This window comes from Brevundimonas sp. Leaf280, from assembly GCF_001422455.1.
GTDB lineage: Bacteria > Pseudomonadota > Alphaproteobacteria > Caulobacterales > Caulobacteraceae > Brevundimonas.
Genome location: NZ_LMNC01000003.1, coordinates 140,696 through 167,382, shown reverse-complemented (window position 1 = coordinate 167,382; position 26,687 = coordinate 140,696). Strand labels below are relative to the sequence as shown.

Annotated in this window: 30 protein-coding genes; 7 read left to right on the top strand and 23 right to left on the bottom strand. The window is 66.7% G+C overall.

Annotated features, from left to right (window positions below; translation table 11 throughout):
* Positions 1–90: 90 nt before the first annotated feature.
* From thiC to ASF31_RS06865, 4 genes are all read left to right on the top strand, one after another.
* On the top strand, positions 91–1,956 hold the full coding sequence (thiC, locus tag ASF31_RS06880) for a phosphomethylpyrimidine synthase ThiC (protein ID WP_082465078.1): 1,866 nt from the start codon (positions 91–93) through the stop codon (positions 1,954–1,956).
* A gap of 79 nt (positions 1,957–2,035) precedes the next feature.
* Entirely contained in the window at positions 2,036–4,105 is a 2,070-nt protein-coding gene (locus ASF31_RS06875) for an ATP-binding protein (protein WP_055753966.1), read from the top strand.
* 170 nt (positions 4,106–4,275) lie between these two features.
* Entirely contained in the window at positions 4,276–5,160 is an 885-nt protein-coding gene (locus ASF31_RS06870; protein WP_055753965.1) for a hypothetical protein, read from the top strand.
* 49 nt (positions 5,161–5,209) lie between these two features.
* Positions 5,210–5,599, top strand: a complete 390-nt coding sequence (locus tag ASF31_RS06865) for a DUF983 domain-containing protein (RefSeq protein WP_055753964.1) — start codon at positions 5,210–5,212, stop codon at positions 5,597–5,599.
* Here ASF31_RS06865 and ASF31_RS06860 read toward each other — a convergent pair.
* The 5 genes from ASF31_RS06860 to folP all read right to left on the bottom strand — a co-directional run bounded on the left by ASF31_RS06860 (position 5,596) and on the right by folP (position 8,608).
* On the bottom strand, positions 5,596–6,171 hold the full coding sequence (locus ASF31_RS06860) for a nucleotidyltransferase family protein (RefSeq protein ID WP_055753963.1): 576 nt from the start codon (positions 6,169–6,171) through the stop codon (positions 5,596–5,598). The genes ASF31_RS06865 and ASF31_RS06860 overlap by 4 nt on opposite strands.
* Complete coding sequence (thiD, locus tag ASF31_RS06855; protein ID WP_055753962.1) at positions 6,168–6,968, bottom strand: bifunctional hydroxymethylpyrimidine kinase/phosphomethylpyrimidine kinase; 801 nt, start codon at positions 6,966–6,968, stop codon at positions 6,168–6,170. The genes ASF31_RS06860 and thiD overlap by 4 nt, the downstream gene beginning before the upstream one ends.
* Positions 6,965–7,309 carry a multidrug efflux SMR transporter gene (locus tag ASF31_RS06850; RefSeq protein ID WP_055753961.1) on the bottom strand — a complete coding sequence of 115 codons (345 nt, stop codon included), beginning with the start codon at positions 7,307–7,309 and terminating at the stop codon, positions 6,965–6,967. The genes thiD and ASF31_RS06850 overlap by 4 nt, the downstream gene beginning before the upstream one ends.
* Positions 7,310–7,351: 42 nt before the next feature.
* Positions 7,352–7,708 carry a DMT family protein gene (locus ASF31_RS06845; protein WP_055753960.1) on the bottom strand — a complete coding sequence of 119 codons (357 nt, stop codon included), beginning with the start codon at positions 7,706–7,708 and terminating at the stop codon, positions 7,352–7,354.
* 63 nt (positions 7,709–7,771) lie between these two features.
* Positions 7,772–8,608 (bottom strand): dihydropteroate synthase, encoded by an 837-nt coding sequence (gene folP / locus ASF31_RS06840; RefSeq protein ID WP_055753959.1) that lies wholly within the window; start codon positions 8,606–8,608, stop codon positions 7,772–7,774.
* A gap of 202 nt (positions 8,609–8,810) precedes the next feature.
* On the opposite strand from folP, the gene ASF31_RS06835 reads away from it, so the two are divergent.
* The gene (locus ASF31_RS06835; protein WP_055753958.1) at positions 8,811–9,224 is read left to right on the top strand and encodes a GreA/GreB family elongation factor; all 414 of its coding nucleotides are present in this window, start codon (positions 8,811–8,813) and stop codon (positions 9,222–9,224) included.
* Here the strand turns inward: ASF31_RS06835 and ASF31_RS06830 are convergent.
* The 9 genes from ASF31_RS06830 to tolB all read right to left on the bottom strand — a co-directional run bounded on the left by ASF31_RS06830 (position 9,221) and on the right by tolB (position 19,126).
* Positions 9,221–9,517, bottom strand: coding sequence for a transcriptional regulator (locus ASF31_RS06830; protein ID WP_055753957.1), 297 nt, complete (start codon positions 9,515–9,517; stop codon positions 9,221–9,223). The genes ASF31_RS06835 and ASF31_RS06830 overlap by 4 nt on opposite strands.
* 3 nt (positions 9,518–9,520) lie before the next feature.
* Positions 9,521–10,174 carry a hypothetical protein gene (locus ASF31_RS06825; RefSeq protein WP_055753956.1) on the bottom strand — a complete coding sequence of 218 codons (654 nt, stop codon included), beginning with the start codon at positions 10,172–10,174 and terminating at the stop codon, positions 9,521–9,523.
* A 64-nt stretch (positions 10,175–10,238) separates the two neighbouring features.
* Positions 10,239–11,456, bottom strand: a complete 1,218-nt coding sequence (locus ASF31_RS06820; protein ID WP_082465064.1) for an acyltransferase family protein — start codon at positions 11,454–11,456, stop codon at positions 10,239–10,241.
* A 167-nt stretch (positions 11,457–11,623) separates the two neighbouring features.
* A complete protein-coding gene (ftsH, locus tag ASF31_RS06815; protein ID WP_055753954.1) occupies positions 11,624–13,579 on the bottom strand; it encodes an ATP-dependent zinc metalloprotease FtsH in 1,956 nt (651 codons plus the stop codon).
* 86 nt (positions 13,580–13,665) lie between these two features.
* Positions 13,666–14,820 (bottom strand): tRNA lysidine(34) synthetase TilS, encoded by a 1,155-nt coding sequence (gene tilS, locus ASF31_RS06810; RefSeq protein ID WP_200918590.1) that lies wholly within the window; start codon positions 14,818–14,820, stop codon positions 13,666–13,668.
* A gap of 80 nt (positions 14,821–14,900) precedes the next feature.
* On the bottom strand, positions 14,901–15,746 hold the full coding sequence (locus tag ASF31_RS06805) for a hypothetical protein (protein WP_055753953.1): 846 nt from the start codon (positions 15,744–15,746) through the stop codon (positions 14,901–14,903).
* A 41-nt stretch (positions 15,747–15,787) separates the two neighbouring features.
* Positions 15,788–16,930: a DUF3667 domain-containing protein gene (locus ASF31_RS06800; protein WP_055753952.1), complete on the bottom strand. Its 1,143-nt coding sequence runs from the start codon at positions 16,928–16,930 to the stop codon at positions 15,788–15,790.
* A gap of 127 nt (positions 16,931–17,057) precedes the next feature.
* Positions 17,058–17,621 carry a peptidoglycan-associated lipoprotein Pal gene (pal, locus tag ASF31_RS06795; RefSeq protein WP_055753951.1) on the bottom strand — a complete coding sequence of 188 codons (564 nt, stop codon included), beginning with the start codon at positions 17,619–17,621 and terminating at the stop codon, positions 17,058–17,060.
* A 140-nt stretch (positions 17,622–17,761) separates the two neighbouring features.
* Entirely contained in the window at positions 17,762–19,126 is a 1,365-nt protein-coding gene (tolB, locus tag ASF31_RS06790; RefSeq protein ID WP_055753950.1) for a Tol-Pal system beta propeller repeat protein TolB, read from the bottom strand.
* Between the two features lie 141 nt (positions 19,127–19,267).
* Between tolB and ASF31_RS06785 the strand changes: the two genes are divergently transcribed.
* Together ASF31_RS06785 and ASF31_RS06780 are read left to right on the top strand one after the other, a co-directional pair.
* Positions 19,268–19,501 (top strand): hypothetical protein, encoded by a 234-nt coding sequence (locus ASF31_RS06785; protein ID WP_017506756.1) that lies wholly within the window; start codon positions 19,268–19,270, stop codon positions 19,499–19,501.
* A complete protein-coding gene (locus ASF31_RS06780; RefSeq protein WP_055753949.1) occupies positions 19,498–19,932 on the top strand; it encodes a TA system VapC family ribonuclease toxin in 435 nt (144 codons plus the stop codon). The genes ASF31_RS06785 and ASF31_RS06780 overlap by 4 nt, the downstream gene beginning before the upstream one ends.
* Before the next feature lie 3 nt (positions 19,933–19,935).
* On the opposite strand, the gene ASF31_RS14625 is transcribed toward ASF31_RS06780, so the two are convergent.
* The 9 genes from ASF31_RS14625 to ruvB all read right to left on the bottom strand — a co-directional run bounded on the left by ASF31_RS14625 (position 19,936) and on the right by ruvB (position 26,686).
* A complete protein-coding gene (locus tag ASF31_RS14625) occupies positions 19,936–20,814 on the bottom strand; it encodes a hypothetical protein (protein WP_200918589.1) in 879 nt (292 codons plus the stop codon).
* A 5-nt stretch (positions 20,815–20,819) separates the two neighbouring features.
* The gene (locus tag ASF31_RS06770) at positions 20,820–21,272 is read right to left on the bottom strand and encodes an ExbD/TolR family protein (protein ID WP_055753947.1); all 453 of its coding nucleotides are present in this window, start codon (positions 21,270–21,272) and stop codon (positions 20,820–20,822) included.
* A 3-nt stretch (positions 21,273–21,275) separates the two neighbouring features.
* Positions 21,276–22,028 (bottom strand): protein TolQ, encoded by a 753-nt coding sequence (gene tolQ, locus ASF31_RS06765; protein WP_055753946.1) that lies wholly within the window; start codon positions 22,026–22,028, stop codon positions 21,276–21,278.
* 140 nt (positions 22,029–22,168) lie between these two features.
* A complete protein-coding gene (locus tag ASF31_RS06760) occupies positions 22,169–22,603 on the bottom strand; it encodes a hypothetical protein (protein ID WP_055753945.1) in 435 nt (144 codons plus the stop codon).
* A 26-nt stretch (positions 22,604–22,629) separates the two neighbouring features.
* A complete protein-coding gene (gene ybgC, locus ASF31_RS06755; protein ID WP_082465063.1) occupies positions 22,630–23,091 on the bottom strand; it encodes a tol-pal system-associated acyl-CoA thioesterase in 462 nt (153 codons plus the stop codon).
* A gap of 9 nt (positions 23,092–23,100) precedes the next feature.
* A complete protein-coding gene (locus ASF31_RS06750) occupies positions 23,101–23,475 on the bottom strand; it encodes a hypothetical protein (protein WP_055753944.1) in 375 nt (124 codons plus the stop codon).
* Positions 23,476–23,480: 5 nt separating this feature from the next.
* Positions 23,481–24,947, bottom strand: coding sequence for an alpha/beta hydrolase (locus tag ASF31_RS06745; RefSeq protein WP_055753943.1), 1,467 nt, complete (start codon positions 24,945–24,947; stop codon positions 23,481–23,483).
* Positions 24,948–25,055: 108 nt separating this feature from the next.
* A complete protein-coding gene (locus ASF31_RS14440; protein ID WP_156355941.1) occupies positions 25,056–25,598 on the bottom strand; it encodes a hypothetical protein in 543 nt (180 codons plus the stop codon).
* Between the two features lie 65 nt (positions 25,599–25,663).
* The gene (gene ruvB, locus ASF31_RS06740; RefSeq protein ID WP_055753942.1) at positions 25,664–26,686 is read right to left on the bottom strand and encodes a Holliday junction branch migration DNA helicase RuvB; all 1,023 of its coding nucleotides are present in this window, start codon (positions 26,684–26,686) and stop codon (positions 25,664–25,666) included.
* Position 26,687 lies beyond the last annotated feature (1 nt).

Genomic DNA, 26,687 nt, shown 5'->3' with positions numbered 1-26,687 from the left:
GAGGCCGCCATGAACATCCAAGTCACCCCGCCCGCCCTGCCCGAAGAGCCGAACGTCGACCTCGCCCTCAAGGACGCGCGCGAACAGGTGATGAAGGAGACCGGGACCATCCCGACCGGCGAACGGGCCGGCAGCCGCAAGGTCTACGTCCAGGGCGAGCTCTACCCCGACATCCGCGTCCCCTTCCGCGAGGTCGCCGTCCACGCATCCGCCAACGAGCCGCCGGTGACCATCTATGACTCATCGGGCCCCTACACCGACCCGACCGTGACCATCGACATCAAGCGCGGCCTGCCCCGCGTCAAATCCAGCTGGCAGCTGGATCGCGGCGACATCGCCCCCGTCGCCAATCCGCGCGAGGTCAAGCCCGAGGACAACGGCCATGCGTCGGGCCGTCACCTGGCCCCGCGCTTCGACACCTCCCACCACCGCGTCTTCAAGGGCGTCGAGGGCCGCCCGGTCACCCAGTACGAATACGCCAAGGCCGGCGTCATCACGCCCGAGATGGAATATGTCGCCATCCGCGAGAACCTGCGCCGCGAGCAGAACGCCCACGGCGCTCAAGCAGCCGAAGGCGGTAGCGCGCAAAAAGTCATCCGCGACGGCGAGGACTTCGGCGCCGCCATCCCCGACTTCGTGACGCCCGAGTTCGTCCGGCAGGAGATCGCGCGCGGCCGCGCCATCATCCCGCACAACATCAACCACCCCGAGGTCGAGCCGATGATCATCGGCCGCAACTTCCTGGTGAAGATCAACGCGAACATCGGCAACAGCGCCGTCCTGTCGTCCGTGGACGACGAGGTCGACAAGCTGGTCTGGGCCACCCGCTGGGGCGCCGACAACGTCATGGACCTGTCGACGGGCCGCAACATCCACAACATCCGCGACTGGATCATCCGCAACAGTTCCGTCCCCATCGGCACCGTGCCCATCTATCAGGCGCTGGAGAAGGTGAACGGCGTCGCCGAGGACCTGACGTGGGAGGTGTTCCGCGACACCCTGATCGAACAGGCCGAACAGGGCGTGGACTATTTCACCATCCACGCGGGCGTGCGCCTGCCCTTCGTGCCGATGACGGCCAAACGCGTCACCGGCATCGTCTCGCGCGGCGGCTCCATCATGGCCAAGTGGTGCCTGGCCCACCACAAGGAGAGCTTCCTCTACGAGCATTTCGAGGACATCTGCGACATCATGCGCGCCTATGATGTCAGCTTCAGCCTGGGCGACGGCCTGCGCCCCGGCTCCATCGCCGACGCCAATGACGAGGCCCAGTTCGCCGAGCTGCGCACGCTGGGCGAACTGACCAAGATCGCCTGGGCCAAGGGCTGCCAGGTCATGATCGAGGGCCCCGGCCACGTGCCGATGCACAAGATCAAACAGAATATGGATGAGCAGCTGAAGCACTGCCACGAGGCGCCCTTCTATACGCTCGGCCCGCTCACCACCGACATCGCGCCGGGGTATGATCACATCACATCCGCGATCGGCGCGGCCATGATCGGCTGGTTCGGCACGGCCATGCTCTGCTACGTCACGCCCAAGGAGCACCTGGGCCTGCCGGATCGTCAGGACGTCAAGGACGGCGTCATCACCTACAAGATCGCCGCCCACGCCGCCGACCTGGCCAAGGGCCACCCCGCCGCCCGCCTGCACGACGACGCCCTGTCACGCGCCCGGTTCGAGTTCCGCTGGGAGGATCAGTTCAACCTGGGTCTGGACCCCGAAACCGCCCGCAAATACCACGACGCCACCCTGCCCAAGGAGGCCCACAAGACCGCCCACTTCTGCTCCATGTGCGGCCCCAAGTTCTGCTCGATGAAGATCAGCCAGGACATCCGCGACGCCGCCGCCGCCCAGAACGACGCCGGCGCCTCGCTGGCCGAGGCCGAGGCCGGCATGGCCGAAATGAGCGCGAAGTTCAGGGCTGGGGGCGGCGTGGTAGAGGTGAAGGTGTGAGGGGGGCTACAAGGATTAGTTGCGTAAAACTCGCCGTTACGCTTCAACCCCTTTTCCACCAGTCGGAACTCGTGAAACCATGCCCAGCCTCGACGAGCCCGTCCTAGAGTTTGATCATAATGTGATCGAACACCTCGGAATCCGGCTCTACCAAAACAAGCCCGGAAATGTTCTTGCGGAGGTAGTAGCGAACGGCTGGGACGCGGATGCCAAAGCGATACACATAACTACGTCTGCGGACGGGTGCCCTGCAGAAGATCGGTTCATTTCCGTCGCCGATAATGGTGTGGGAATGGATTTGGCTACGATCAAATCTCGCTACCTCGTCATCGGTAAGCCCAAACGGACCGGCCCGAAAATGCTGTCTCCGGGTGGACGACGCCCTATGGGTCGCAAAGGGATTGGCAAGCTCGCGCCGTTCGGGGTAGCTCGGACTGTTGACGTTGCGACGAGCGCCCAAGGCGTTCTGACTTGGTTCACTCTTGATTTAGACGGTCTGCTCGATGCCGGCAAAAGGGGGGTGGCCTATCCGCCGGTCTTCAACGCTCGTGAAGTTTCAGTAGACGCCCCTCTTCCCACGGACACCGCTCAGGACATAGTAGATTTCGTCGAGCGGACTCGCATCTCGACTTCCCGCTCTGGCACTCTTATTCGTATGAGCAGGCTGACTTCCAACAGCGATCTCGGCGACGGCGAAATTGAGAGCTCACTTGTTAAAAAATTTACTGTCATTCTGGCCCGTGACGACTTCCGGGTCTTCGTAAACGGTACGCCTTTCGACCAAGAAAGAGCGACACCGGAATTCGAGCTTCGAATTCCGGCAACCGGGTATTCGACAGAAGTATTGGGCGGAAACGAAATCCGTTTCTGGGTTGGTTTCGTTAAATCAGCAGCTTGGTCATCAGACCAAGCTGGAGTCGCGGTTTATGCTCACGGCAAGAGCGCCCAAGATCGACCCTTCTTCTTTGGAGCAAAAGGGAAAGAGATTTTCCAGCGCTATATGTATGGCGTGATCGAAGCAGACTGGATCGATGAACTCGACCAGGATTTAGTCTCAACGGACAGATCCAACTTGGACTGGGCACATCCAGATTCGGCCGACCTGTTGGAATGGGGGCGGACAAAGGTCGGGGTTTGGCTGGCCGAGTATGATCGGCATCGAGCTACGAACCACTTACGCAAGGTCAAGATTCGCGCCTCCGAAAGACGTCAAAAGGCAGAAGTTCTCACCTATTCATCCTCCGAAAACGATCAGATTGATTCCTTAGTTGCTGAGGCGACCAAGGAGTTGGGGAAAAATCAGGACGATGTGGCGGATCAGCTTCTCGAAGCTGTCTCCATGGCTTGGATCAACCTCCCGAGTCGCACACTGATCAAAAATCTCTGGGCAGAGCTCGAGGGCTCCCACGACGGTCCGGACGCGTTCCTCAAGATTACTGCGAGGCTGCACGACCATTCAGTTCCAGAGTCAATGGGACTGGCGGTGACGTTTGCTCAACGCGCTTACGCATTGAGCCTACTGACTAAGCTGGTTCATCAGAGGAGCGAAGTCGACCTGCAAGAACTCATCGAAGATTTTCCTTGGGTTCTTCAACCCCGAGGCGACCTGCTCACATCGGACCGGCATCTAAAGACCACCATCGAACATGCGGCGCTCACGGGCGATACGAATGATCGAGCTGGCCGTTTGGTACGAGGAATTTCTGAGAAAGAGCGAGCAGACTTCGTATTTCTGACTGACCCTTCGAAGAAGGTCATCCAGATTGTAGAACTCAAGGCACCAGCCATTGAACTTACGTCAGACCATGATCGTCAGTTGCGCGATTACTTGGACTTCACGAAAGCGTTCCATCCAGCAGCGAAACTAAGCGGATTGCTCGTCGGGAACCCTGGCAATCCGGCCATCGAGTCAGATGACCGCCGAGTTACCATTCGTGGCTGGGACGAAATCATACTCGAGTGCCGTGCGACATATGTGCAGCTTCTGGCGTCGATGCTTGAGAGGGCTGACCCGGACCCAAGCGATGCAAGGCTTCAACTAGTGAAGGAGTTTGGGGGCGCTCCTGTTTGGGAACTTCTCAAGAAGATGGCTCAAACTGATCAGCCTTTGCGGGACCTTATGGCAAGGCTGGATCATCTGGCTAAATAGGGGTTGAAGTAAATCGCATCTGCCCTCTAGCTATACACGACGTCCCTGCCCCGGCCGTTGAAATCCCTCGCCTTTCGCGAAATCGACGCCCTCTACCCTATCACGATGTCGGCCGGCCTTAGACTGGCGGGGCGTCCTGTGTCGGGCGCGGGCGACAGGCCGGGGATGGGATGGACGACGACCACAGCTATGACGACGGCGGGTTCGAGGGGCCGCGCGATCCGTTTTACGATGCGATGACCCAGCAGGCGCTGGATCAGATCCGCATCCTGCGCGAGGCGGGTCTGGAGCAGACGTATCGCGACGCCCTGCATCACGATTCCTCGCCCGAGGCCGAGGCGGCCTTCTGGCGCGCGCACGGCCTGCCGATGCATCTGTTGCGGCTGCCCGATCTGGTCACCTCGGACCCCGCTGCGCGCGCGGCCGACCGGGTGCAGAACCGGGGCTATCGCCGCCTGTCGAAAGAGGCGTGGGAGGCGGCGGGCTCGGCCTATCTGGCGGGGTCCACGGCCGAGGAGGTCAGCGCCGTCTATGGCATGGCGGTCAGCACCTTTCGCGCCCGCGCCAGGGACGCGGGCTGGCGGCGCGAGGATCAGCCCGATCCGCTGCGCGAGCCGATCGACCTGGAGGCCGAGACGGCCGAGGGTCTGCCCGACTATGGCGCCATGGCGGCCCACGCCCTGGTGCGGCTGAACCGGGCGCTTCAGGCCGGGCGCGCGCTGGAGGCCGCGCGCTGGGTGCGGCTGAACGCCGACCTGACCCGGATGGCGGCCTCTCCGCCGCCTTCCCCGCCCGCTCCGCCGCCCGCCAAGCCCCCGGCCCAACCCAAGGAACCCGACCTGGGCGACCGCGCCGCCGCCGTCGCCGAACAGGTCGGCCAGATCGCCCGCGAGGCCTGCGCCCTCAAGCGCGGCGATTACGCCGGCCGCGACGCCCTGATGGCCCGCCTCGAGGCGCTGGACGACCTGAAACCGGCCCCGAGATCAGACGAATTAGACGAAATAGACGGTGTTTTTGTCGCCCGACCATCCAAAGCCGCCCCGCCCGGCGATTAGGACAACCGGTCCACGCGACAGCGCCGTCTGAAGCGCCCATAGTCGCCCCATGACCGATTATCCGCGCCTCAGCACCCTGAAGACCGGCCTGGCCTGTCGCTGCCCCCGCTGCGGCAAGGGACCGCTGTTCAAGGGCTATCTGACGCTTCAGACGGAATGTCCGGAGTGCGGGCTCAGCTACGCCTTCGCCGATCCGGCGGACGGCCCGGCCTTCTTCGTCATGACGGCCGTCGGGGTGGTGGGGATGATCCTGCTGATGGTGTTTGACTTCACCGTCCACCCGCCGATCTGGGTGCATCTGGTCGTGACCCTGCCGATCCTGGTCGCCCTGTGCCTGGGCTGCCTGCGCCCCTTCAAGGCTTGGCTGGTCGCCGAACAATATGTTCACAAGGCCGCGCCGCCCGAGTTCTCCTCGAACGGCAAGCACGGGCCCTTCTAAGGTTCGATCACCGTCAGCTCGGGCCAACGCGCCCGCGCGCTGTCGACGGCCTTGGCCCAGCCCTTGGCCACCGGCCGGCTTGGGTTGGGTCGGATCGTCAGGGCGAACACATCCTCCAGCCCGAACGGCGCGGCGACGCTGATGGCGTCATCCGCCTCCAGCCGCACTCCGACCGCAAAGGTCGGAGCCACGAACCGCCCCAGCGCCTCATCCGTCGAATGCAACGGCGCATAGGGTTCGCCGAACCGGTTCTGGAACCACAGATGCACCCGCGCCTGGTTGCGGACCTCGACCTGGCTGCGGAACGGTTCGTCGAAGGCGGCGGCGACGCGTTTGATGACGACGTCCTCGGCCTCGTAGGACAGGTCCGAACCATCGAAATAGGCCAGGTCGTAGTCCTTGACCCCATAGCCCGCCGGCCGCCCCGTCCTGGCGTTCCACACGGCCTGATAGACCGCTCCCGACACCAGCCGCCAATCGGGCAGGCCCAGCGCCCGGACGGTCGTCAGGACGTGCATCAGGCCAGCGTCGGCGCGCACGATGGCGGCTAGTTCCGCCTCCAGCTCGCTCATCCCCGCACGGGCCAGCCGTGGTCCAGCGGCCCGTGCCCGCCGCCCAGGCCCGGCGCCCGGCGGATCGCCTCGCCGACATAGGCCCAGGCTTCGGCTACCGCGACCTCCAGCGGCCGACCCATCGCCAGCCCGGCTGCACAGGCGCTGGCCAGGGTGCAGCCGGTGCCGTGGGTGTGGCGGGTGTCGACCCGCTCGGCCTCCAGCACCGTTTCGCCGTCTGCGGTCATCAGCAGGTCGATCACCGTCGGCCCCGACACATGCCCGCCCTTCATCAGCACCGCCCGCGCCCCCATGGCCAGCAGGGCCTCGCCCGCCCGCCTCTGGCCGTCCAGGTCGTGGACCGCAAAGCCCGTCAGGGCCTCGGCCTCGGGCGCATTGGGCGTCAGCAGGGCCGCGCGCGGGATCATCAGGCGTTTGACCGCCTCGACCGCCGCATCCGGCAACAGCGGGTGCCCGCCCTTGGCCACCATGACGGGATCGACCACGGCCGGGGCGTCGGCCTCGTCCAGCAGGGCCGCGACCGTCTCGACCACATCGACCGAACCCAGCATGCCGGTCTTGAAGGCGTCGGTCCCGATGTCCTCCAGCACGGCACGCGCCTGGGCCGCGATCAGATCCAGCGGCAGCGGATGAACGCCGTGGACGCCCAGGGTGTTCTGCACCGTGATGGCCGTGATGGCGGTGGCGGCGAACCCGCCCATCATCGTCACGGCCTTGATGTCGGCCTGAATGCCCGCGCCGCCGCCGCTGTCGGACCCCGCCAGGATCAAGACGCGTCCTTGATGAAGCGCGCTCATGCCGCCGCTCCCGAAAACAGTTTCAGCCCGACAATGCCCGCCACGATCAGCAGGATGCACACGGCCCTGACCGCCGTCGTCGGCTCGCCATAGACCAGGATGCCTACCACGGCCGCGCCCACCGCCCCGATGCCGGTCCACACCGCATAGGCCGTGCCGATCGGCAGCTTCTGCGTGGCGACCCACAACAGGATCATGCTGCCCGCCAGCGCGATCAGAACCCCCAGCGAGGTCCACGGCCGGCTGACGCCCACATTCTTGAGGCCCGAGGCCCACAGGACCTCTAGCAGACCGGCGACGACCAGCGTCGCCCACGGATTGATCGACATGACCCAGGACATGGCGACCAGATGGAACAGGCCGCGGTCTGGAGCAAGCCGCGATCAGCCGCCCAGCGGCCCCTTGAAGATGAAGAAGGCCCCAAGCGCGATGAAGGCGAAGCCGACCAGATGGTTCACCGTCAGCTTCTCGCCCAGATACAGGACCGAAAAGACGGCGAAGACCAACAGGGTGATCACCTCCTGCATCGTCTTCAACTCGGCCGGCGAATAGACCTGGATGCCGATCCGGTTGGCCGGCACCGCCAGCCAGTATTCGAAGAAGGCGATGCCCCAGCTGGCGATGACCAGGATCCACAGCGGCTTGTGATCGAACTTCAGATGGCCGTACCAGGCGAAGGTCATGAAGACGTTCGACAGGCACAACATGACGATGGGGGCGATGTAGGCGGTCAGGGGCATGGGCAGATCGGGGCTGTTGCAGACCTGCCCTCTACACCCGCTGCGACCGTCCGTCGCGGGCCTTCAATCCGCCGCCGCCACCGCCGCCTGAACCTTCAGCGCCTGCACCGTCTCGCGCACGTCGTGAACCCGCACCATCCGCGCCCCGCGCCGTGCGCCTTCCAGCGCCAGGGCCAGCGACCCGCCCAGCCGTTCGGTCGCCAGGGTCGCCGTTGGATCGATGGCCTGGATCGTGCGCTTGCGGCTGGCGGCGTACAGCACCGGAAAGCCCAGATCGATCAGCGCGTCCAGACGCGCCGTCAGCGCCATGTTATGCGCCAGCGTCTTGCCGAACCCGATGCCGGGATCCAGCCAGATCCGCTCGCGCGCCACGCCCGCCGCCATCGCCGCCTCGGCCCGCCCGTGCAGATAGTCGCGCACTTCACCCACCACGTCGTCATAGCGCGGGTCCGCCTGCATCGTGCGGGGTTCGCCCTTCATGTGCATCAGCACGACGTCGCACCCCAGTTCGGCCGCGACCGCCGCACTCTCGGGCGCATGGCTCAGCGCCGTCACATCGTTCCACATCGTCGCCCCGGCCGCGACGGCGGCGCGCGCGACGGCGGGTTTCATCGTATCGATGCTGATCGCCCCGCCCCAGCGCGCGCGGACGCCCGCTATGACCGGCGCGACCCGGTCGATCTCCTCGGCCTCGCCCACCGGCTCGGCCCCCGGCCGGGTGCTCTCGCCGCCGATATCCAGCACGTCCGCTCCGTTCGCGACCAGCCGCATGGCCTGATCAATCGCCGCCTCCGTCGAGGCCCACCGCCCCCCGTCCGAGAAGCTGTCGGGCGTCACATTGACGATGCCCATCACCTGCGACAAGGCGGCCGTCCGCGCGGTTTGACTTTCATGGGCCATGGGACCAGCCTGTAACCGTGATCGCGCATTTCGTCAGCCAGGCTCGACGCCTTTCCCACGCGGGACGCCTCGTCGCAGGCGACTGACCCGGAACGGCCGCGCGCCCTTCGCCCCGTTCCGGGCATTGATCTGAACCCCACTCATTTTCGCCGCCGCACGACGCCACGCGCGTGCGGCGTCCCATGCCGTCTGCGAGCCCGCCATGACCAAATCCACTCTGCCCCTCCGCCCCGACATCTTTCTCAGCGCACAGGACCACGATACCCTGTCGCGCCTGGTCGGCGACATGCCCGGCGACGGCGTGGCGGGAATGCTTCAGGAGGAACTGGAGCGCGCCGTCATCTGCGAACCGGGCGACCTTCCCAAGGGTGCCGTCCCCCTGAACCGTTGGCTGCACTATATCGACGGCCGCGCGTCCGATCCGCGCCGCATCCAGATCGTCCTGCCCAAGGACGCCGACATCGACGCGGGCAAGGTCTCGGTCCTGTCCCACGTCGGCGCAGGCCTGATCGGCCTGGTCGAAGGCCACGCCATCGCCTGGACCGACCCCTCCGGCGCCGCGCGCAGCCTGACGCCGGTCATGGTCCAGGATCCGGAAATCCTTGGCGGCGACTAGCGCCCGATCAGACCGCCCAGCGCTTCCAGATAGGCGGCGAAGGCCTTGCGGCCGGCGGGGGTGATGGACACGCGGGTTAGGGGCTTGTTGTTCACGAAGCTCTTGGCCACGGCGACGTATCCCGCCTCCTCCAGCTTCTTGATGTGGACCGACAGATTGCCCTGCGTCGCCTCCAGCACGGTCTTCAGCTCGGTGAAGTCGGCGGCCTCGGCGTCGGCCAGATAGACCATGATCCCCAGCCGCATCCGGCCGTGGATGACCTCGTCAATCTTGCCGAGCGCGTCCAGCCCCATGGATCAGCCGACGTCCGCATCATTGGCGCGGGCCTTCAGCGCCGCACGGGTCATGATCCAGCCCGGTCCCGCAAAGAGCACGAACAGGGCGAGGGTGCAGACATAGAGATAGATCATCGGGTCGCGCACCAGCACGCCCAGCGCGACCGCCGTGATCCAGCCGCCTAACGACGCCGCCAGCATCCAGGGCTTCTTCTTCAGACTGTAGGCCACGAACCAGGCCGCCGACTGAAGCGCGAAGATCATCGCCGGATAGTAGAGCCAGACCGCGAAGTCCTGATCGCGGCGCGCCCCCACGCCGAACACGATGATGATCGCCAGATTGGCCATGCCCGCACCGCTGAAGGCCGCGTTCAGGGTGCGCGTGACGATGGGGCCGGCCGTTCCCGTCTTGCGGTCCTCACGCACGGCCCAGGTCAGGACGATCAGGAAGGCGACCGTGATGGCGACCACGAAGCTGAGATTTCCCAGCGGCGCCCAGCGCACGACGCCCCACACCTGACCGATATGGAACAGGCATTGCAGACCATAGAGCAGACCGCCCGCCAGGTAGGCGACGCCCAGCGTCAGGGTGGCCTTGGGATTATTGCCGCCCTGAACAATGGCCTTCATGAAGGCCAGGTCGGCCTCGGGGCCGGTGCGGGACTTGTCGGACATCGCTGTGTGATTCCTGTGCGACGGGCGCGTCCCTCGGATGGACGCCGCCGGAAGGGTTTGCAAATTATTCGGCGGGGACCAGGGCAGGCGCAGGCCGGTTGCGCCACGGCACGCGCCGGCCATTCAGCCACCGTCCCATGACGCTGTGGCGGATCAGCAGTTCGTAGGACGCCAGGCACACGGCGAAGACGCCCGCCGACACGCCGATCAGCTTCACCCACCACGGCCCGGCCCAATCCTGCACCCAGACCTGAGCCAGCATGACCAGCGGCAGGTGCACGATATAGATCCAGTAGGAGGCGTCGGAGAGGTAGCGCCGAACCGGACTGTGGCCCGAAGCAAATCGCAGGCACAGCCCCATGGCGGCCAAGGTCGAGGCGTAGACCGCCAGGGCCATGACGGCGGCGGCCAGCGCCTTGTCGGCCGTCGGCTCGCCCATCGGCGCGATGCTCGGTCCGCCCGCCAGCACATAGGCCGCGACGCCCGAAACCAGCGCCATGCTGAGGAACAGCGGCGCCCCCTTTGCGATGCGGCCCAGCAGATCACGCCGCCGATCCAGCGCAAAGCCCAGGCCGAAGGCGAGGCCGAACCCGACCAGGGCGGAGGTGTTCGGGATCACGCCCGCGTCCGGCGTCGGCACGGCGAAGAAGGCGATCCACTCCGGATCCAGCCACAAGGCCACAGCCAGCGGGGCGGCCAGCGCGGCAGGCGTCCAGGGGCCGATCAGCGCGCCGGTGATCTTGTCCACGACCGAACCCGCTCGTCCGGCGCGATCCAGCACGCCGAGCACGGCCCGCACGATCAGGACGACGGCGTAGAACAGGGTCAGCACCCACAGAAACCACAGGTGGGTCAGCGGAAAGTTGGTCCAGTCATACGTCGGTGGCGGCGGCGGCGGCGCGCCGGGCGTCACCAGACCATTGGCATGAGCGTTCCAGACCAGGGCCGTAACGATCCCCGCCATGACCGGAAACCAGAAGGCCGCCAGCGGCCCGGCGATCCGCACCACCCGATCCTTGGCGAAGGCGACCCAGCCCCGCCGCGTCAGCATCCTATGGGCGAACAAGCCGGCGATGAGGAAGAAGGCCGTCATGCGAAACAGATGGATGGCGAAAAATAGCCACGCGGCGCCGATCGACCGGCTGTCGTCCGCCACGATCCAGATCTGCTGCGGAAAGAAGGACAGACTGGCGTGGAGCACCACCCCCAGCAGCAGCGCCCCGGCGCGCAACGCATCCAGCCCGTGCAGGCGCTCCACCTGCTCTGTTCGCGATATCAACATGACGTCCCTCCCACGATTGAGACCGCCATATCTCACAGACAGGTTTGCGATGCAAACTTGTTCGTCATGATGCTTTGGGTGGGCCAGTGGGTCAGCCAGACGCCCAAAGAAAAAACCCGCCGGGAGATCGCTCTCCCGGCGGGTTCGTCTTCAGATCAGGCCTGGGCTCAGTGAACCGTCGGCACGCTGGTCGCGGCCGGGGCGGCGACCGGGACCTCGATGTCCGTGCCGTCCGACACCGGCGTCACCGGCACCGAGACCGAAGGCCCGGCGTTGGGGAAGTTGTTCTCGTCACGGTTCGGCGCGACGCCCTTCTCCAGCAGGTCCTTGATCTCCTCACCCGACAGTGTCTCGTATTCCAGCAGGGCCTGAGACAGTTTCTCGTGATCCTCGGCCTTGGTGGTCAGGATGGTGCGCGCCTCGTCCCAGCCCGAGGTCACCAGGCGACGGACTTCCTCGTCGATGGTGCGCGCCGTCTCTTCGGAGATGTTCTGGCTGCGGGCGACCGAGTGGCCCAGGAAGACCTCTTCCTGGTTCTCGCCGTAGGCCACCGTGCCCAGCTTATCCGAGAAGCCCCAGCGGGTGACCATGGCGCGGGCCAGCTTGGTCGCCTGTTCGATATCCGAGCTGGCGCCCGAGGTGATGTTCTCCGGCCCGAAGATCAGCTCCTCGGCGACGCGACCGCCCGCCATGATGGCGATCCGGTCGATCATCTGCTGATACTTCATCGAATAGCGGTCGCCTTCCGGCAACTGCATCACCATGCCCAGCGCCCGGCCGCGCGGGACGATGGTCGCCTTGTGCACCGGGTCGGCCATCTTGACATTCATGGCGACGATGGCGTGACCGGCCTCGTGATAGGCGGTCAGGCGCTTTTCTTCCTCGTTCATCGCCATGGAGCGGCGTTCCGAGCCCATCAGCACCTTGTCCTTGGCGTCTTCGAAGTCGCGGTGGGTGACCATGCGACGGTCCTTGCGCGCCGCCGTCAGGGCCGCCTCATTGACCAGGTTGGCCAGATCGGCGCCCGAGAAGCCGGGCGTGCCGCGCGCGATCGTCTTGACGTTGACGTCGGCGGCCAAGGGCACATCCTTCATGTGGACGCGCAGGATGCGTTCGCGGCCGGAGACGTCGGGGTTCGGCACCACCACCTGGCGGTCGAAACGGCCGGGACGCAGCAGGGCCGGGTCCAGCACGTCGGGACGGTTGGTCGCGGCGATCAGGATGATGTTTTCGGACGCCTCGAAGCCGTCCATCTCGACCAGCAGCTGGTTCAGCGTCTGTTCGCGCTCGTCATTGCCGCCGCCGAGACCCGCGCCGCGATGACGACCGACGGCGTCGATTTCGTCGATGAAGATGATGCAGGGGGCATTCTTCTTGGCCTGTTCGAACATGTCGCGCACGCGGCTGGCGCCGACGCCGACGAACATCTCGACGAAGTCCGAACCCGAGATCGAGAAGAAGGGCACGCCCGCCTCGCCCGCGACCGCGCGCGCCAGCAGCGTCTTGCCGGTGCCGGGAGGGCCGACCAGCAGGGCCCCCTTGGGAATCTTGCCGCCCAGACGCTGGAACTTGCCCGGATCCTTCAGGAAGTCGACGACCTCCTGCAGCTCGTCCTTGGCCTCGTCCACGCCGGCGACGTCGTCGAAGGTCTTGCGTCCCTTGTGCTCGGTCAGCAGCTTGGCCTTGGACTTGCCGAAGCCCATGGCGCCCTTCGCCCCGCCCTGCATCTGGCGCATGAAGAAGATCCACACCCCGATCAGCAGCGCGATCGGCAGGATGCCCAGCAGCAGGCTCATCCAGATCGACTGGCCGCCCGACTTGGCGTCGATCTCGACGTTGGCGGCCAGCATCTGGGCCACCAGCTGTTCGTTCGGATAGACGGTGGTGGAGGTGAAGCGTTCGCCGTTCTTCAGCTCGCCGTTCACCTTGTCGAGGCGGATGGTCACCTGTTTGACCTCACCCGCGTTCACGCGCTGCACCAGCTGGGAATAGCTGATGGCCTCGGGCTTGCCGGCCGGCTGGCCCGTCACGCCGTTCATGGCGCCGCCCTGCGACAGCGCCGCATAGCCCGCCAGCAACGCCAGAATGATCACGCCGGTGATCGCCAGATTACGCAGGTTCATTGAGGTCCTCGGTCGTCCGCGACCCCGGTGGGATCGACGGTCTGGATGTGTCTGTCTGGGAAAATAGGGGCTTAATCAGCGTTACGCTATCGGGTGGCGGAAATCAGGTCGTCTTCGTGCGTCGTTTCGTCCAGCGCCAGCCTGAGCCGTTCCGCGACAAGGCCGCGCCGTTCGACCCCTTCGCCTGCAAGAACCGGGGCCACCGCGTCGTCCCTGATCAACACAGGCCAGGCCCCGCGCGTCGCCGCCGGCAGCCGATTGATCTCGGCCCTGTCGGCGTCCGACAGGCTGGCCAACCGCCCCCGCGCCGGAACCACAGACCAGCCGGGACGATCGGCGCAGAAGACGAACCGCCCGTCCCAAACCGTCTCGACGCCGGGCGTCAGCGCCAGCGGCGAAATGTCTCGGCGGCGAAGTTCGCCGGCCTCGCGCATCAGCCGCGCCGCCGCACCGACAGCCTCGATGCGCGCCCCGCACAGGGTCGCTGCGAAATCCTCATCCGCCTTCAGTCGCGCCATCAGGGCTTGCAACCGCGCACCCCGAGGCGGCGTCGATCCGCCGCCGACGCAGACCAGAGCCGCCGCCAGCGCCCGCGCGCCCACGTCCCGGTCCACACGCACCATGGCCTCGCCGTCGATGATCGGTCGCGCGCCGGTTTTCGCCGGCGCCTGATTGACCGATTGCGGCGTCGCGCCCGCCAAAGCCTGCCGCGCCCGGCTGCGGCCGAAGCGGGGATCGGCGTTGGCGGGATCTTCGATCCAGTCCGCCCCCTCGCCCGCCAGCCAGTCCCGCAACCCCGCCCGCCGCTCGCCCAGCAGCGGCCGCAACAGCATCAGGCCTCGCCCTTCGGGCCAGACCGGCGACGGCGACCATTCGCGGACCCGCCCCAGGGTGGAACCTTCGCTCCGCATCAGATCGGCCTCGGCGATGTCGTCGGCGGTGTGGGCGAACAGGACGGCAGACGCCCCCGCCTCGCGCACCGCATCCGCAATCAAACCATGCCGAGCCGCCCGCGCCGCCGCCGTCAGCCCGGTCGCGGGCTTGTCCCCGTCCCAGCCCAATCCGCGCCAGTCGGCCCCGGCCTCCCGCGCCGCCCGGCCCGCAAAGTCGGTCCAGCGGCCGCTGTCCGCATTCAGCCGATGATCGACGGTCAGGGCCAGCACCGAACGCCCACGCGTCCGAGCCCAGTCCGTCGTCAGCCGCAACAGGGCGATGGAATCCCCGCCCCCCGACAGGGCCACCGCCAGCGGCCGCCCTGTATCGCGCGTCAGTCGCGCATCCAGCCGCGCGAAGACCCGCGCTCTGAGATCCGGGTCAGACGTCAGGCGCAGGAACCCGTCGTCTTCAGCTGAGCCGCCCGCGCCTTTTGCGGGTCAGAGGCGGCGGGCGCATAGCGACGCGTGAACTCAGCCAGGGCCGCGCACCCTTGCGGCTTCCTCTGCGTCGCGAACAGGGCGTCGGCCAGTTTCAGCGTCGTATCCGCCGCCCAGCCGATGCGCGGCCAGTCCTTCAGCGCGGCGGCGTAATAGGGCACCGCCCCCGCCTTGTCGTTCGCCGCGACCCGCAGGTCGCCCAGGCGAGAGTTGGCCTCACGCGATTGCGGCGTATCAGGCCAGGCCGCGATCACCGTTTCCAGCGCCCGCTCGCCGCGCGGCTTGTCGGTCGCCAACAGGGCCACCGCCGCCGCCAGGTCGCGCGTCGCATCGCCGGTCGGCGAGGTCGCCTCGATCGGCGCATTCAATTCAGCCTGGGTCTCCAGCTTCTGCAACCGGCCCTCGGCGTCCGCCAGACGCGTCTTCAGCGTCTCGTTCTCGCGCGTGGCCTCGTCCAGTTGGAAGGTCAGCCGCTCGTTGTCGCCGTTGATCCGGCGCACCGTGGCCTCCAGGTCGCCCAGCCGCCGATCCATCAGGGCGAACTGCCCCTGCAGCGTCACCACCTCGGGGTCCGGCTCGACCAGCACAGGCTGGCCGGCGGCGTTTCTCTGGGTCAGGGCGCGCTCGAGCCGCCGCACATTGCGGTCCAGCTGGTCCAGGCGGCGATTGTCCCACTCGGTCCGCTCCATGATGTTGGGCTGGGCCTGCTGGGCGACCGCGCCGCCCCCGATCAGGACGCCCCCAAGGGCGGCGGCGGCCAGGAGATGAACACGAGAAATCGAGAGCTTGGTCATGCGTCTAGCTTTCACCGATTTGGGGCCGCCGCAAGGCCGAGCTAGTGGCCGAGACCCAGATAGACGATGGCCGTGACGAACAGGCCGACCACGATGTTGCAAAACACCAACAGCGCGATCGTCCGCCACAGGGCCGAGAACCAGGACAGCGAATAGGCGCCCTTCATCTGGGCGAACACATGAACGGGAACAGCCAGCAGCCCCAGCGGAATGACGATGCCGCCCAACCACCCGGCGATCGTCGCCGACAGCACCATCAGCATCAGCAGCATGGCCATGAAGGTTAGCGAATACAGAACGAACACCCCGTGGTCGTATAGGGTGAAGCCGCGCTTCCACAGGAACAGCAGGGCCACGAACGGGATGGACAACGGCACCAGCAGGAAGGCGAACTTGTACATCGTCTGCTGCAACTTATAGACCGCCAGGTCCGGGTTCTGCAGCTTCTTCAGCACGGTGGCGCCGATGCCGTGGCCTTCCTTCTCGGCGTCCTTGCCCATGACCTTCAGCTTGGTCTCGCCGCTCTCGCCGGTCGCCATGTCCTTGATCCCGGCTTGCCAGCTGCCGGGCTTCAGACCGTCGGCGCGGCCGTCGCGCTGCTCGATCTCCAGCCGAGCCAGGGCCGCGCGGCGGTCGTCGACCAACTTCTGTCCGGCGTTGATCGCCATCTGCATCGTCGGGTCCGGCTGGGCGCCGCTTTCCGCCCGCATCTGGACCAAGGCCTTTTCGGCCTCGGCCAGGCCGACGCGCTGAGACGCGATCCGTTCGCTCATCTCCGCCGCCTCGCCGGACTTGGATTCCGGATGCGGCATGAAGCTGAGCGCGAAGAACATCACGAACAGGGTGAACAAGAAGATCGCCAGCGGCGAGACGAAGCGCGTGCGTTTGCCCTCGACCCACTCGCGCGTCAGTCGGCCGGGGTTCAGCCACAGCAGCGGCAGGGTGCGCCAGATGCGGGCGTCGAAATGCATGACCCCGTGCAGCAGCTCTTCGCCAAGGTGCAGCAGGCTGCGATGGACATGGGTCGGCTGGCCGCAGTTTGCGCAGAAGTTGCCGCTCGTCTCGGCCCCGCAATCGGAACAGACGCCGTGGGCGTGGGCCTCGCCGGCCTTGCCCGTCGGCTTTTCAATCGCGCCTGCGACCAGTCCGGCCGTGGCGACGGCGCCCGCCCCTTCGATATCCATCCGCTGATCCCCCGATCCCTGTGACGACGTATCTGCCGCCGGCCCGGCGTCAGGACAAGCGCAGAAACGAAAAGAGGCGCCGAGCCTACGGCCGGCGCCTCCTTCAAATCAGCCGATCAGCCGGTCGTCAGCGCGGCGCGCCCGACACGATGGCGGTGTGGGCGTTGCGGTTGCGGGCAAAGGCGTCCTCGTTCGAACCCTCCGCGATCGGCCGCTCCTTACCGAAGCTGATGGTGTCGATCCGACCGGCCGGAATGCCCCGGTTGATCAAATAGGTGCGCACCGATTCTGCACGGCGGGCGCCCAGCGCTAGATTGTATTCGCGCGTGCCGCGTTCGTCGGCGTTGCCTTCGATGCGGATCGTCACGGACGGATAGCGCTGCAGCCACTGAGCCTGGGCGTCGAGGCGCGGCATGGCCTCGGGACGGACCTCATAGGAGTCCAGGTCGAAATAGATGCGGTCGCCGACGTTGACGACGAAGTCCTGTTCGGTGCCCGGCGCGGCCGAACCCATGTTTCCGCCGGTCACCGGACCGGTCGGCGCGGTCGGATAGGCCGGACCCGTCGGTTGCGTCGTGCCGTCGTTCGGACCGGGCACGCCGGTCTCGACCGGGGGCTTTCGGGTGCAGGCGGCCATGGCGGCGACGGCGCAGCCGACCATCGCCAGTTTGAGAATGCGGGAAGTCTTCATGGGGTCGTCTCCTGACGTATCGTTTCTGGCAAGGGGCGGGCCTCAAGCTTGGCTTGACTGTCTGCCTCGGCCGATTTTTCGACGCTAGAGGCGATAACGCACAGTTGAGCTTTAAGGCTCCGACGGTGTCGGTGCGGCGTTTAGGCGGGGCAGCTGTCGACGCCCTGGTTCACGCCCAGATTGCTCGGGCCACGGTCGAGCAGCGGCGACCAGGCCGGGTCGGTCCCGCGTCCGTTATAGCCCGCCTGCGACACCACGCGCCCCGACAGGTCCACGGTCCACAGACGCGTGTCTCCGCCCGGCGTCTGGCGCGCGAACATCACGTAGCGGCCATTCGGCGCCCAGTTTGGGCCTTCCTCGAAATAGCTGGAGGACAGGATGCGCTCGCCCGAACCGTCGGCGTTCATCACCCCGGTCGAGAACCGGCCGCCGCCCTGTTTAGTGAAGGCGATCAGATTGCCGGTCGGGCTCCACGACGGGGCGGTATAGATGCCGCCGCCGCGCGAGATCGGCCGCTGGCCCGATCCGTCCGACCGCATGACGTACAGCCGCGCCGAACCCGAACGGTCCGAGGTGAAGACGATCTGGCTGCCGTCCGGGCTGAACGACGGCGAGGTGTCGATGCCCGGATCGCTGGTCAGGCGCGTGATCTGGCGGCTGCGCAGGTCCATCACATAGACGTCGGTATTGCCGCCCCGGATGATCGAAAACGCGATCTTGTTGCCGTCGTTGGAGAAGCGCGGCGCCAGCACCTGCCCATCAAACTCGCCCAGGCTCTCGCGCCGGCCGGTCGTCAGATTATACAGGTAGATGCGGCTGTAATCCTTGCCCAGCGCGACATAGGTGATCTCGTCCGGCTGCGACAGCGAGAAGCGCGGCGACATGATCACCTCGTCGCCCTGCGTCAGATAGGTCGGATTGAACCCGTCCTGGTCGGCGATGGTCAGGCGGTTGATCCGGTTCAGCTGCGTGCCCTCCTCGGACACGAAGATCACGCGGCTATCGAAGAAGCCGGCCTCGCCGGTCATGCGCTGATAGATGACGTCGGAAATCTTGTGCGCGATCCGGCGCCATTGCTCCTGGGTCGCGGTGAACTGATAACTGACCAGCTGGCACTGGCGGTAGGGATCATAAAGGCGGAAGCCCACGTCCAGCCGCCCGTCGCCACGCGTCGTCACCCCGCCATAAAGCACCGCCTGCGCCCCGATCTGGGTCCACTGCGGGAAGTTCGGCGCATTGGCGAGCGTCAGGCCGGTCTCGATGAAGCTGGAGGGGTTCAGCGGCTCGAAGAAGCCCGACCGCTTCAGATTGGCGCTGACCACATTGGAAATGTCCGACCCGTGCGTCCCGGCGAACGGCACAACCGCGATCTGAAGGGGACGCAGCACGCCCTGATCGATCTCGACCTCGACCGGCTGGTTCTGCTGAGGCGTCTGCGCCGCCGTCGTGAGGGGAGCCGCCATCGCGACAGCCGCCACGGAGGCCAGAAGAAGGTTCAGACGCATCAGATGCTCCCATAAGTCTCGAAGGATCGCCGCCCCTTATCGCCGGGCCGTTCGACTTTCGCCAGCTTCACGGGGAATGGGGCGACATTCGGGACGGGAGCGATCATTGATGCGTGATGCGTGATGCATTATCTTACAGCCATGCGCACTACACTCGCCATCGACGACGACGTGCTGAACGCCGCACGGGCCATCGCGGTTCAGACCCGAACCTCTGTGGGCGAAGTCATTTCCGATCTCGCGCGCCGCTCGATCACACAGGCCAAGCCGGACACGTCGCCCGAGTTCCGCAACGGCATTCGTCTCCTACCGCACCGCAAGGGCGCTGTGGTGACGACCGAACAGATCAACGCTCTGCGCGATGAGCTGCCTTGATCGCGCTTTTGGACGTCAGCGTCCTGATCGCATTGATCGATCCAGCCCATACTGAGCATCTTACCGCCCACGCCTGGTTCGCCCGTGAACATCAAGCCGGTTGGGCGACCTGCCCGCTGACCGAAAACGGCGCGCTTCGAATCCTCAGCAATCCGAAATATCCAAACTCGCCGGGCGCGCCTGCGCAGGTGTTGCCCGCGCTTCATTCCTTGCTGAGCCAACCCGGCCATGTGTTCTGGCCCGACGACATCAGTCTGCTGGGCGACCGTTTGATCGCGCAGGATCGCCTGCTCACCTCGGGCCAGTTGACGGATACCTATCTGCTGGCCTTGGCCGTCTCGAACGGCGGACGGCTGGCCACGTTCGACCGACGCCTGGCGCCCGACGCGGTGAAGGGCGGCAAGGGTGCCCTGCATCTCATAACGGCCTGAAGCTCAGCGATTGCGGCACGCTCGTTCGGTGTTGAAGGTCGGGCGATAGACCCCGCCGGGGAAGCCCTGCGGCACGTCGAAGGGCGCGGTCTGGCGCAGGGCGCGCAGAGCGCCGTCGGCGGCGGCGCGATAGACGTTCGACGACTGGGCGTTGATCAGGCTGGGCCCACGCGTGATCCGCCCGTCGGCCGACAGGGTCAGCTCGACCTGGATGCGCAGCTGGTCCGCGCCGGGGATGTCGCAGGGCAGGATCCAGTTCGGATAGACTTGATTGAAGATGGCCGTGATCTGCGGCCCTGTAGCCTGGGACGCCGTGCCCGCCCCCTGCTGCCCCGTCGCCGGTCGGCCGCGATTGTTGGTCGGGCGCGTCGGTCCGGCTAGGGCGTCCAAATCCAGGCTCGGCTCGGTGCGCTGGGGCGCCGGGCGGGTGGGCGCGGGCGTCGCCGGGCGCGGGGTCGGCTGGGCCTTGGTCGGCGGCGCAGGCGTCGGCGGCTGGGGTCGAGGCGTCGGACGCGGCGGCGTCGGGGTCGGCGTGGGCCTCGGCGTCGGCGTGGGCGTCGGAGCCGGGCGCGGCGGCGTGGGTCGCGGCGGCGTCGGGGTCGGGCGCGGCTGGGGTTGCGGCGGCGTCGGCTCGGGCGTCGGCGGCACGGGATCGGGCTGCTGCACCGGGGCGGTCGCGGCGTCGTCGGGCGAGGGTTCGGGCTGCGGATTGTCCGCCGGCGCCGCCTGGACCACCTCCTCCGACACGATAGTCACCGGCACCGAGGCCACCAAAGGCGTCTCCTCCTCGTCCGTCTTGTGCGACACCATCAAGAAGGCGAGCGCGATCACCCCGGCGTGCAGGGCGAGGGATCCGAGTATGGCCGGGCTCGGACGACGCAAAGGTTTCAGGCCTCCGGCGCCGTGTCGGTGATCAGGTTCAGCTTGGTGAAGCCCGAGGCGCTCAACCGCGCCATCACCCGCGCCACCGCCTGGTAGGGCGCGCGCCCGTCGGCCCGCACGAACACCGGCCGCTCCGACGCCTTGTCCGCCCCCCCGGCCTCGGTCAGCAAGCGTGTCGAAAGGGCGTCGAACGCCGTCTCGTTGTCGCCGACGAAGATGGCGCCCTGCTGGTCGATGCTGACCGACAGGGGTTCCGACTTGATCTCGACCGCGCTGGCCTCGGTCTTGGGCAGTTCGACCGGCACGCCCACCGTCAGCAGCGGCGCCGAGATCATGAAGATGATCAGCAGCACCAGCATCACGTCCACTAGAGGCGTGACGTTGATCTCGGTCAAGGGCCCTTTACGCCCCCTGCGCCCTCGACGCCCGCCGCCGCTCGCACCACCGCCCAGGGCCATGGCTCAGACGCCCCGCTTCAGGCTGAGGTCGCTGGACGGCGGGGGCGGAGGCGGCGGGGCCGATGGGCTGCCCAGGCGGCGCGCCACGGCGGCCTGCAGATCGTCGGCGAAGGCCTCCAGCCGGCCGACGAACTTGCCCGCGTCGATCGAGAACTTGTTGTAGGCGATATAGGCCGGGATGGCCGCCGCCAGGCCGATGGCCGTGGCGAACAAGGCTTCGGCGATGGCCGGGGCCACCGTCGTCAGATTGGTGTTGCCCGCCGCCGCGATCCGCCCGAACGCATTCATGATGCCCCACACGGTGCCGAACAGGCCGATGAAGGGCGAGGCGGTGGCCACCACCGACAGCACGCCCAGGCCGTTCTCGATCCGCTGTCCCTCGCGCGAGATCAGGCTGTTCATCGCCTTGTCGATCCGCACCAGCAGCAGGTCGCCCTGATGCTCGTTCAGCGCCCCGCGTTGACGCGCCTCGCGCCAGTCCGACAGGGCGATCACCAGCATGCGCGGCAGGGCGTGGTCCGGCTCGGGTCCGGCCTGGGACGCCACCTCTTCCAGCGACCGGCCGGACTGAACCGACTTTTCGAACTCGTCGGCGCGCTTGTTCAGCGCCGTAAACCGAACCGCCTTGTCGATGATGATGGTCCACGACCAGATCGAGGCCGCCGCCAGCCCGATCATCACGCTCTTGACCACCCAGTCGGCGGTCATGAACAGCTCGACCGGGTTCATCATCGCGGCGTCGACAGGCGTGGTCATTCAGGCGCTCCGGGCGGAATCGAGATCGTCACGTTCCCTCTTCGACCGAGCGGACGTGACCATTGTGTGGCGTCCGGCCCGTTTAGCCCCGACCCGTCCGCCCGTCATCTGACAGGCGCGTCATAAGGGTTAACAGCAGGTTACTCGGACGCCGTCCGCCGCGCGTTCGGATCGACCGCGACAGAGACCGGGGCGCCGACGCTGATGATGACGCCCTCGTGGCCTTCCTTGGCGATGGAATAGGTGGCGGCGTCCTTCAGCAGCAGCTCCTCGCACTGGCGATCGCCCGCCCGGCCCAGTTCGGCGCAGCCGCGCTTGGCCGCATCGGTCCAGCCCAGGACCCGACGCGTCGCCGCCTCGGCCCGCTTGATCGCCGCCTCGTCTTCTGCAGCAGCCTGCGCGATCAGGGCCTGGCGCGCGCCCTGTTGGTATTGCAGCTCGGCCTGGCCCGCCATCTTGCGCTCCCAGACCTTGTAATAGGGACAGCCTACCAGCCCGCCGCCGACCAGCAGCACGAACAGCAGGATCGTGACGATCACCGCGCTGGCGGACATCTTGTAGGTTTCTGCGGCCATGACGTTTTCCCCTCGTTGGCGCGATCCTAGTCGGCGGCCCCGCCGGCCGCCAGCCACGGCGTCACCTTCTCGACCAGACCCTTCGAGGGGCGTCGCGGCCGCCCGTCCAGATGGATGCACACCGCCGTCACCTCGGCCCGGCACAACACCTCGCCGGCCCGCTCCACGCTCTGGCGGATGATCAGCCGCACGCCCTTCACCTGCTCGTAAACGGTGCGCACCACCAGGGCGTCGTCGATCCGCGCGGGCTTCAGATATCTGATGTTTAACTCAGAAACCACGAAGGCCAGCGGCTCGGCCTCCTCCAGAAGGTCGGCGTGCCCCACCCCGATGGCGCGCAGGAAATCGGACCGCCCCCGCTCGAAATACCGCACATAGTTGGCGTGATAGACCAGGCCGGTGAAATCGGTGTCTTCATAATAGACGCGCACCGGCAACAGGTGATCGCGCCCCTCGAAACGGCCGGCGGTGGGTTGGTCAATGGTCATGGACGGACTTTAGCGCACCACCTGCGATCCCGGCCTCTCCAAAAATCCGGGGCAGTAGCTTTGGCGCATTTCGCGGAACTCGGTCGGCAGGGGGTCGTCGCTGAACAGGATGCGGTTGGGGATGGACACGAAGCCCACCGCCGGCCCGCCCGCGCCCCGCCCCATATAGCCGCACACCGCCCGCCTCTGGCCGGCCTCGGCATAGCGCAGCTCGGCGCCGCGCCCCGCCTGGGTGCGGATCTGGCGCATCACCCGCGCATCGGCCGCCTCGGGCGACGGGGTATTCGAGGGCTGCATCAGCACCCAGACGCCGACCGCGCACAGGGCCAGAACCAGCGCCGCCGCGATCATCACACGCTGCTGAAGCGGGCTGCGATGGCGCATCACCCTCATGCGGCGGGCGCTTCCAGGGTGAAGTCCAGCGGCGTGTCGGCGGCGGGCAGGCAGGTCCGATCCACCGGCTTGGACGGATCACGCAGGAAGTCGCGCGCCATCTTGCGCGTGCAGGGGCTGGCGTTGATGACGCCGTGGGTCGCATTGGTCACGATCACCACCTGGCTGTTCGCATAGCCCTTGGCGGCGGCCTCGGTCAGCGGCGGCGGACAGCCCGGGTCGATCTCGGCGGCGACGAACAGGGTCGGGATGTCGGTCTGGACCGGCAGGTTCTCGATCGGCAGCGCCGGCCGTTCGCCCACCGCCGCGCAGACGTCGAACAGCCGCGACAGCGACGGGACCAGCACCTCGGCCACCGGATCGCCCGCCGCCCCCGCCGCCAGCCGCGCCTTGGACTCGAACGGCAGTTCTTCCTTGCACAGATGGGCCATGTGCTGACCCTCGAAATAATAGGTCCGGTCCTCGGCGATCTCGGCGACAGGCGTCAGTTCGCCGGCGATGATCTTGTCCAGATCGACCGGCAGGCTGCGCACGCCCGTCGCGCTATAGGTCGTGTCCATCAGGAAGGCCGACAGGTCGTCGACGTTGAAGGTGCGCCCGTCCTTGCCTGTCACCGGACCGGCCAGCCATCTGCGCGCCTCGGCCTCGAACCGCGCCTGAAGGTTCGGATGCTGCGCCGCGCAGGCCGCCTGGGCCGCGCATTTGGCCAGGATGATCTTCACCGCCGCCGACACCTGTTCGGGCGTGCCGACGGCCCAGTTGCCCTCAGGCGGCCAAGGGCTGTCCATCACGGCGGCGCGCACGATCTGGGGCTGGTGGGTGATGACCGCCGCCTCGATGCGCGGGCCGTACGATCCGCCCCACAGGTCGATCTTGGTCAGACCCAGGGCCTGGACCATGTCCTTCACATCGTCGGCGATGGCGGCGGCGTTGTACTGGTTCAGGTCGATCCCTTGCGCCTGATACCCTTTCAGACAAGCGATCAGCCCGTCGCGGTCCGCATCGGACGGCGGTCCCGCGTCGGTCAGTTGCACGCCCGGACAGTCCATCGACGGCTTGCTCGCCCCGCCCCCACGCTGATCGAACAGGATCACGTCCTGATCCACCGCAAAGGCTTCCGGATTGCGACGCAGCGCCGCCAGCATCCGCCCCGCCCCCGGCGTCAGGGCTCCGCCCGGCCCGCCGTGGAACATCACCATCGGCGGCAGCGCCTGGCCCGAAGCGTCCTTGTAGGGCGCGCTGGCCTTGAACATGACCATTGCGATGTCGATGCGCCGGTCGCTGATCGAGCCGTCGCGCGCCTCGTCAACCGTCAGGGTACCGCACCGCACCTCGCGCACGCCCGTCGGCCAATCACTGGGACAGGCCTTGTCGGTGAAGACGGGGGCCTCTGCGAGAGTCGGCTCAGCGGACAATGCGACGCCGACAAGAGCGGACAAAGCAACGAGGGCGCGAAGGATCATGGACTGGGCTCCGTATAATCGCCACCAAAGGCCGCCGCTTCGCCGTTGGCAAGCCCATCAACCAGCGATGCAGGTCGAGGCCGGTCCAACAAGAGGCGAGCATGCGCCTTATGACTTTATCACCGGAACGACAGAGCCATTCCAGAGAACCCAAACCTGGCTGAAGTGCCGAAGAGCAGGCTGACATTCCGTTTGAATGTCTTGCAGAATTTCTGCTTCCCAGCACCCGTAAGTGGACAGGTTCAAATATATCAATAAGGCGCAATCGGGCGAGTAGGGCAGCGCCATTTTCTTAGCTACACAGCGTCGTAGTGCTGTGGGCATCGCTCGCCGGCGTGTTAGCCAAGCGCCTTCGGGGTCGGAGAAAGTGCTTTCATTGAGTCCCCGCCGATCCTCATATTCTTTACTGCGCTTGCGATCGGGATCGTCTGCTTCAGTAATTTCCAACTCTTCCCAAACGCCATCTCGTCCGACGTCGATATCAGGACGATCATTCGCGCAAAGGCGAATTAAACTGTAGCCCTGCGCCTCAGCGAACTTCGCTCCAATGAATGCATCACGCCAAAACTGTGTGCCGGGCTGGGTCAGCACATAGTCGCCTGCGATGTCCGTAATCTCCTCACAAACTGCGGACATTGCGGCCGGGCTCATCGCCGACGAGAGTTTATTGATCCAAAGCCGAAGTTCGTTGGGCGTCAGACGTCGCGGCGCGGTCACTAGGTGAACAAATCCGGAGCCGCCTGAGGCTTCGGCGGCTCCGTTAAACCCAGATGCGCATACGCCTTGGCGCAGGCCATGCGGCCGCGCGGGGTGCGCATGATGAAGCCCTGTTGCAGCAGATAGGGTTCGATCACGTCCTCGACCGCGTCGCGCGCCTCGGCGATGGCGGCCGCCAAGGTGTCCATCCCGACCGGCCCGCCGCCATAGTTTTCGATCAACGCCTTCAGGAAGCGCCGGTCCAGGCTGTCCAGCCCCGCCTCGTCCACTTCCAGCCGCGCCAGCGCCCGCGCCGCCACCAGTTTCGAGATCGTCTCGGCCCCTTCGGCCGAGGCGAAATCCCGCACCCGGCGCAGCAGACGCCCGGCGATGCGCGGCGTGCCGCGCGCCCGCGACGCGATCTCGCGCGCGCCCGCCTCGTCGATGGCTGCGCCCATCTTGCGCGCCGTGCCGCGCACCACCGCCGTCAGTTCGTCGGGGGTGTAGAACTCCAGTCGCAGCGGAATGCCGAACCGGTCCCTGAGCGGCGTAGCCAACAGGCCCGCCCGCGTCGTCGCCCCCACCAGGGTGAACGGCGCCAGGTCGATCCGCACCGAACGCGCCGACGGCCCCTCGCCGATGATCAGGTCCAGCACATGATCCTCCATGGCCGGATACAGGATCTCCTCGACCTGGGGGCTTAGGCGGTGGATCTCGTCGATGAATAGGACGTCGCGCGGCTCGAGGTTGGTCAGGATGGCCGCCAGATCGCCCGCCTTGGCCAGGATCGGGCCGGAGGTCGCACGGAACCCCACGCCCAGCTCGCGCGACACGATCTGCGCCAGCGTCGTCTTGCCCAGTCCCGGCGGTCCGAACAGCAGCACATGGTCCAGCGCCTCGGCCCGCCCGCGCGCCGCATCGATGAAGACCTTCAGATTGCCCTTGGCCTGCGACTGCCCGACGAACTCCGACAACGTCTGCGGCCGCAGCGCGCGATCGAAGGATTCGCCGGTCTCGGCCTCGGGGGAGATGACGCGGGTCATG

Excerpts from the sequence above, each read along its gene's own strand:
- thiC (WP_082465078.1), top strand. The coding sequence starts at position 91 with ATGAAGGAGACCGGGACCATCCCGACCGGCGAACGGGCCGGCAGCCGC.
- ASF31_RS06875 (WP_055753966.1), top strand. The coding sequence starts at position 2,036 with ATGCCCAGCCTCGACGAGCCCGTCCTAGAGTTTGATCATAATGTGATC.
- ASF31_RS06870 (WP_055753965.1), top strand. The coding sequence starts at position 4,276 with ATGGACGACGACCACAGCTATGACGACGGCGGGTTCGAGGGGCCGCGC.
- ASF31_RS06865 (WP_055753964.1), top strand. The coding sequence starts at position 5,210 with ATGACCGATTATCCGCGCCTCAGCACCCTGAAGACCGGCCTGGCCTGT.
- ASF31_RS06860 (WP_055753963.1), bottom strand. The coding sequence starts at position 6,171 with ATGAGCGAGCTGGAGGCGGAACTAGCCGCCATCGTGCGCGCCGACGCT.
- thiD (WP_055753962.1), bottom strand. The coding sequence starts at position 6,968 with ATGAGCGCGCTTCATCAAGGACGCGTCTTGATCCTGGCGGGGTCCGAC.
- ASF31_RS06850 (WP_055753961.1), bottom strand. The coding sequence starts at position 7,309 with ATGTCCTGGGTCATGTCGATCAATCCGTGGGCGACGCTGGTCGTCGCC.
- ASF31_RS06845 (WP_055753960.1), bottom strand. The coding sequence starts at position 7,708 with ATGCCCCTGACCGCCTACATCGCCCCCATCGTCATGTTGTGCCTGTCG.
- folP (WP_055753959.1), bottom strand. The coding sequence starts at position 8,608 with ATGGCCCATGAAAGTCAAACCGCGCGGACGGCCGCCTTGTCGCAGGTG.
- ASF31_RS06835 (WP_055753958.1), top strand. The coding sequence starts at position 8,811 with ATGACCAAATCCACTCTGCCCCTCCGCCCCGACATCTTTCTCAGCGCA.
- ASF31_RS06830 (WP_055753957.1), bottom strand. The coding sequence starts at position 9,517 with ATGGGGCTGGACGCGCTCGGCAAGATTGACGAGGTCATCCACGGCCGG.
- ASF31_RS06825 (WP_055753956.1), bottom strand. The coding sequence starts at position 10,174 with ATGTCCGACAAGTCCCGCACCGGCCCCGAGGCCGACCTGGCCTTCATG.
- ASF31_RS06820 (WP_082465064.1), bottom strand. The coding sequence starts at position 11,456 with ATGTTGATATCGCGAACAGAGCAGGTGGAGCGCCTGCACGGGCTGGAT.
- ftsH (WP_055753954.1), bottom strand. The coding sequence starts at position 13,579 with ATGAACCTGCGTAATCTGGCGATCACCGGCGTGATCATTCTGGCGTTG.
- ASF31_RS06805 (WP_055753953.1), bottom strand. The coding sequence starts at position 15,746 with ATGACCAAGCTCTCGATTTCTCGTGTTCATCTCCTGGCCGCCGCCGCC.
- ASF31_RS06800 (WP_055753952.1), bottom strand. The coding sequence starts at position 16,930 with ATGGATATCGAAGGGGCGGGCGCCGTCGCCACGGCCGGACTGGTCGCA.
- pal (WP_055753951.1), bottom strand. The coding sequence starts at position 17,621 with ATGAAGACTTCCCGCATTCTCAAACTGGCGATGGTCGGCTGCGCCGTC.
- tolB (WP_055753950.1), bottom strand. The coding sequence starts at position 19,126 with ATGCGTCTGAACCTTCTTCTGGCCTCCGTGGCGGCTGTCGCGATGGCG.
- ASF31_RS06785 (WP_017506756.1), top strand. The coding sequence starts at position 19,268 with ATGCGCACTACACTCGCCATCGACGACGACGTGCTGAACGCCGCACGG.
- ASF31_RS06770 (WP_055753947.1), bottom strand. The coding sequence starts at position 21,272 with ATGGCCCTGGGCGGTGGTGCGAGCGGCGGCGGGCGTCGAGGGCGCAGG.
- tolQ (WP_055753946.1), bottom strand. The coding sequence starts at position 22,028 with ATGACCACGCCTGTCGACGCCGCGATGATGAACCCGGTCGAGCTGTTC.
- ASF31_RS06760 (WP_055753945.1), bottom strand. The coding sequence starts at position 22,603 with ATGGCCGCAGAAACCTACAAGATGTCCGCCAGCGCGGTGATCGTCACG.
- ybgC (WP_082465063.1), bottom strand. The coding sequence starts at position 23,091 with ATGACCATTGACCAACCCACCGCCGGCCGTTTCGAGGGGCGCGATCAC.
- ASF31_RS06750 (WP_055753944.1), bottom strand. The coding sequence starts at position 23,475 with ATGCGCCATCGCAGCCCGCTTCAGCAGCGTGTGATGATCGCGGCGGCG.
- ASF31_RS06745 (WP_055753943.1), bottom strand. The coding sequence starts at position 24,947 with ATGATCCTTCGCGCCCTCGTTGCTTTGTCCGCTCTTGTCGGCGTCGCA.
- ASF31_RS14440 (WP_156355941.1), bottom strand. The coding sequence starts at position 25,598 with ATGAGCCCGGCCGCAATGTCCGCAGTTTGTGAGGAGATTACGGACATC.
- ruvB (WP_055753942.1), bottom strand. The coding sequence starts at position 26,686 with ATGACCCGCGTCATCTCCCCCGAGGCCGAGACCGGCGAATCCTTCGAT.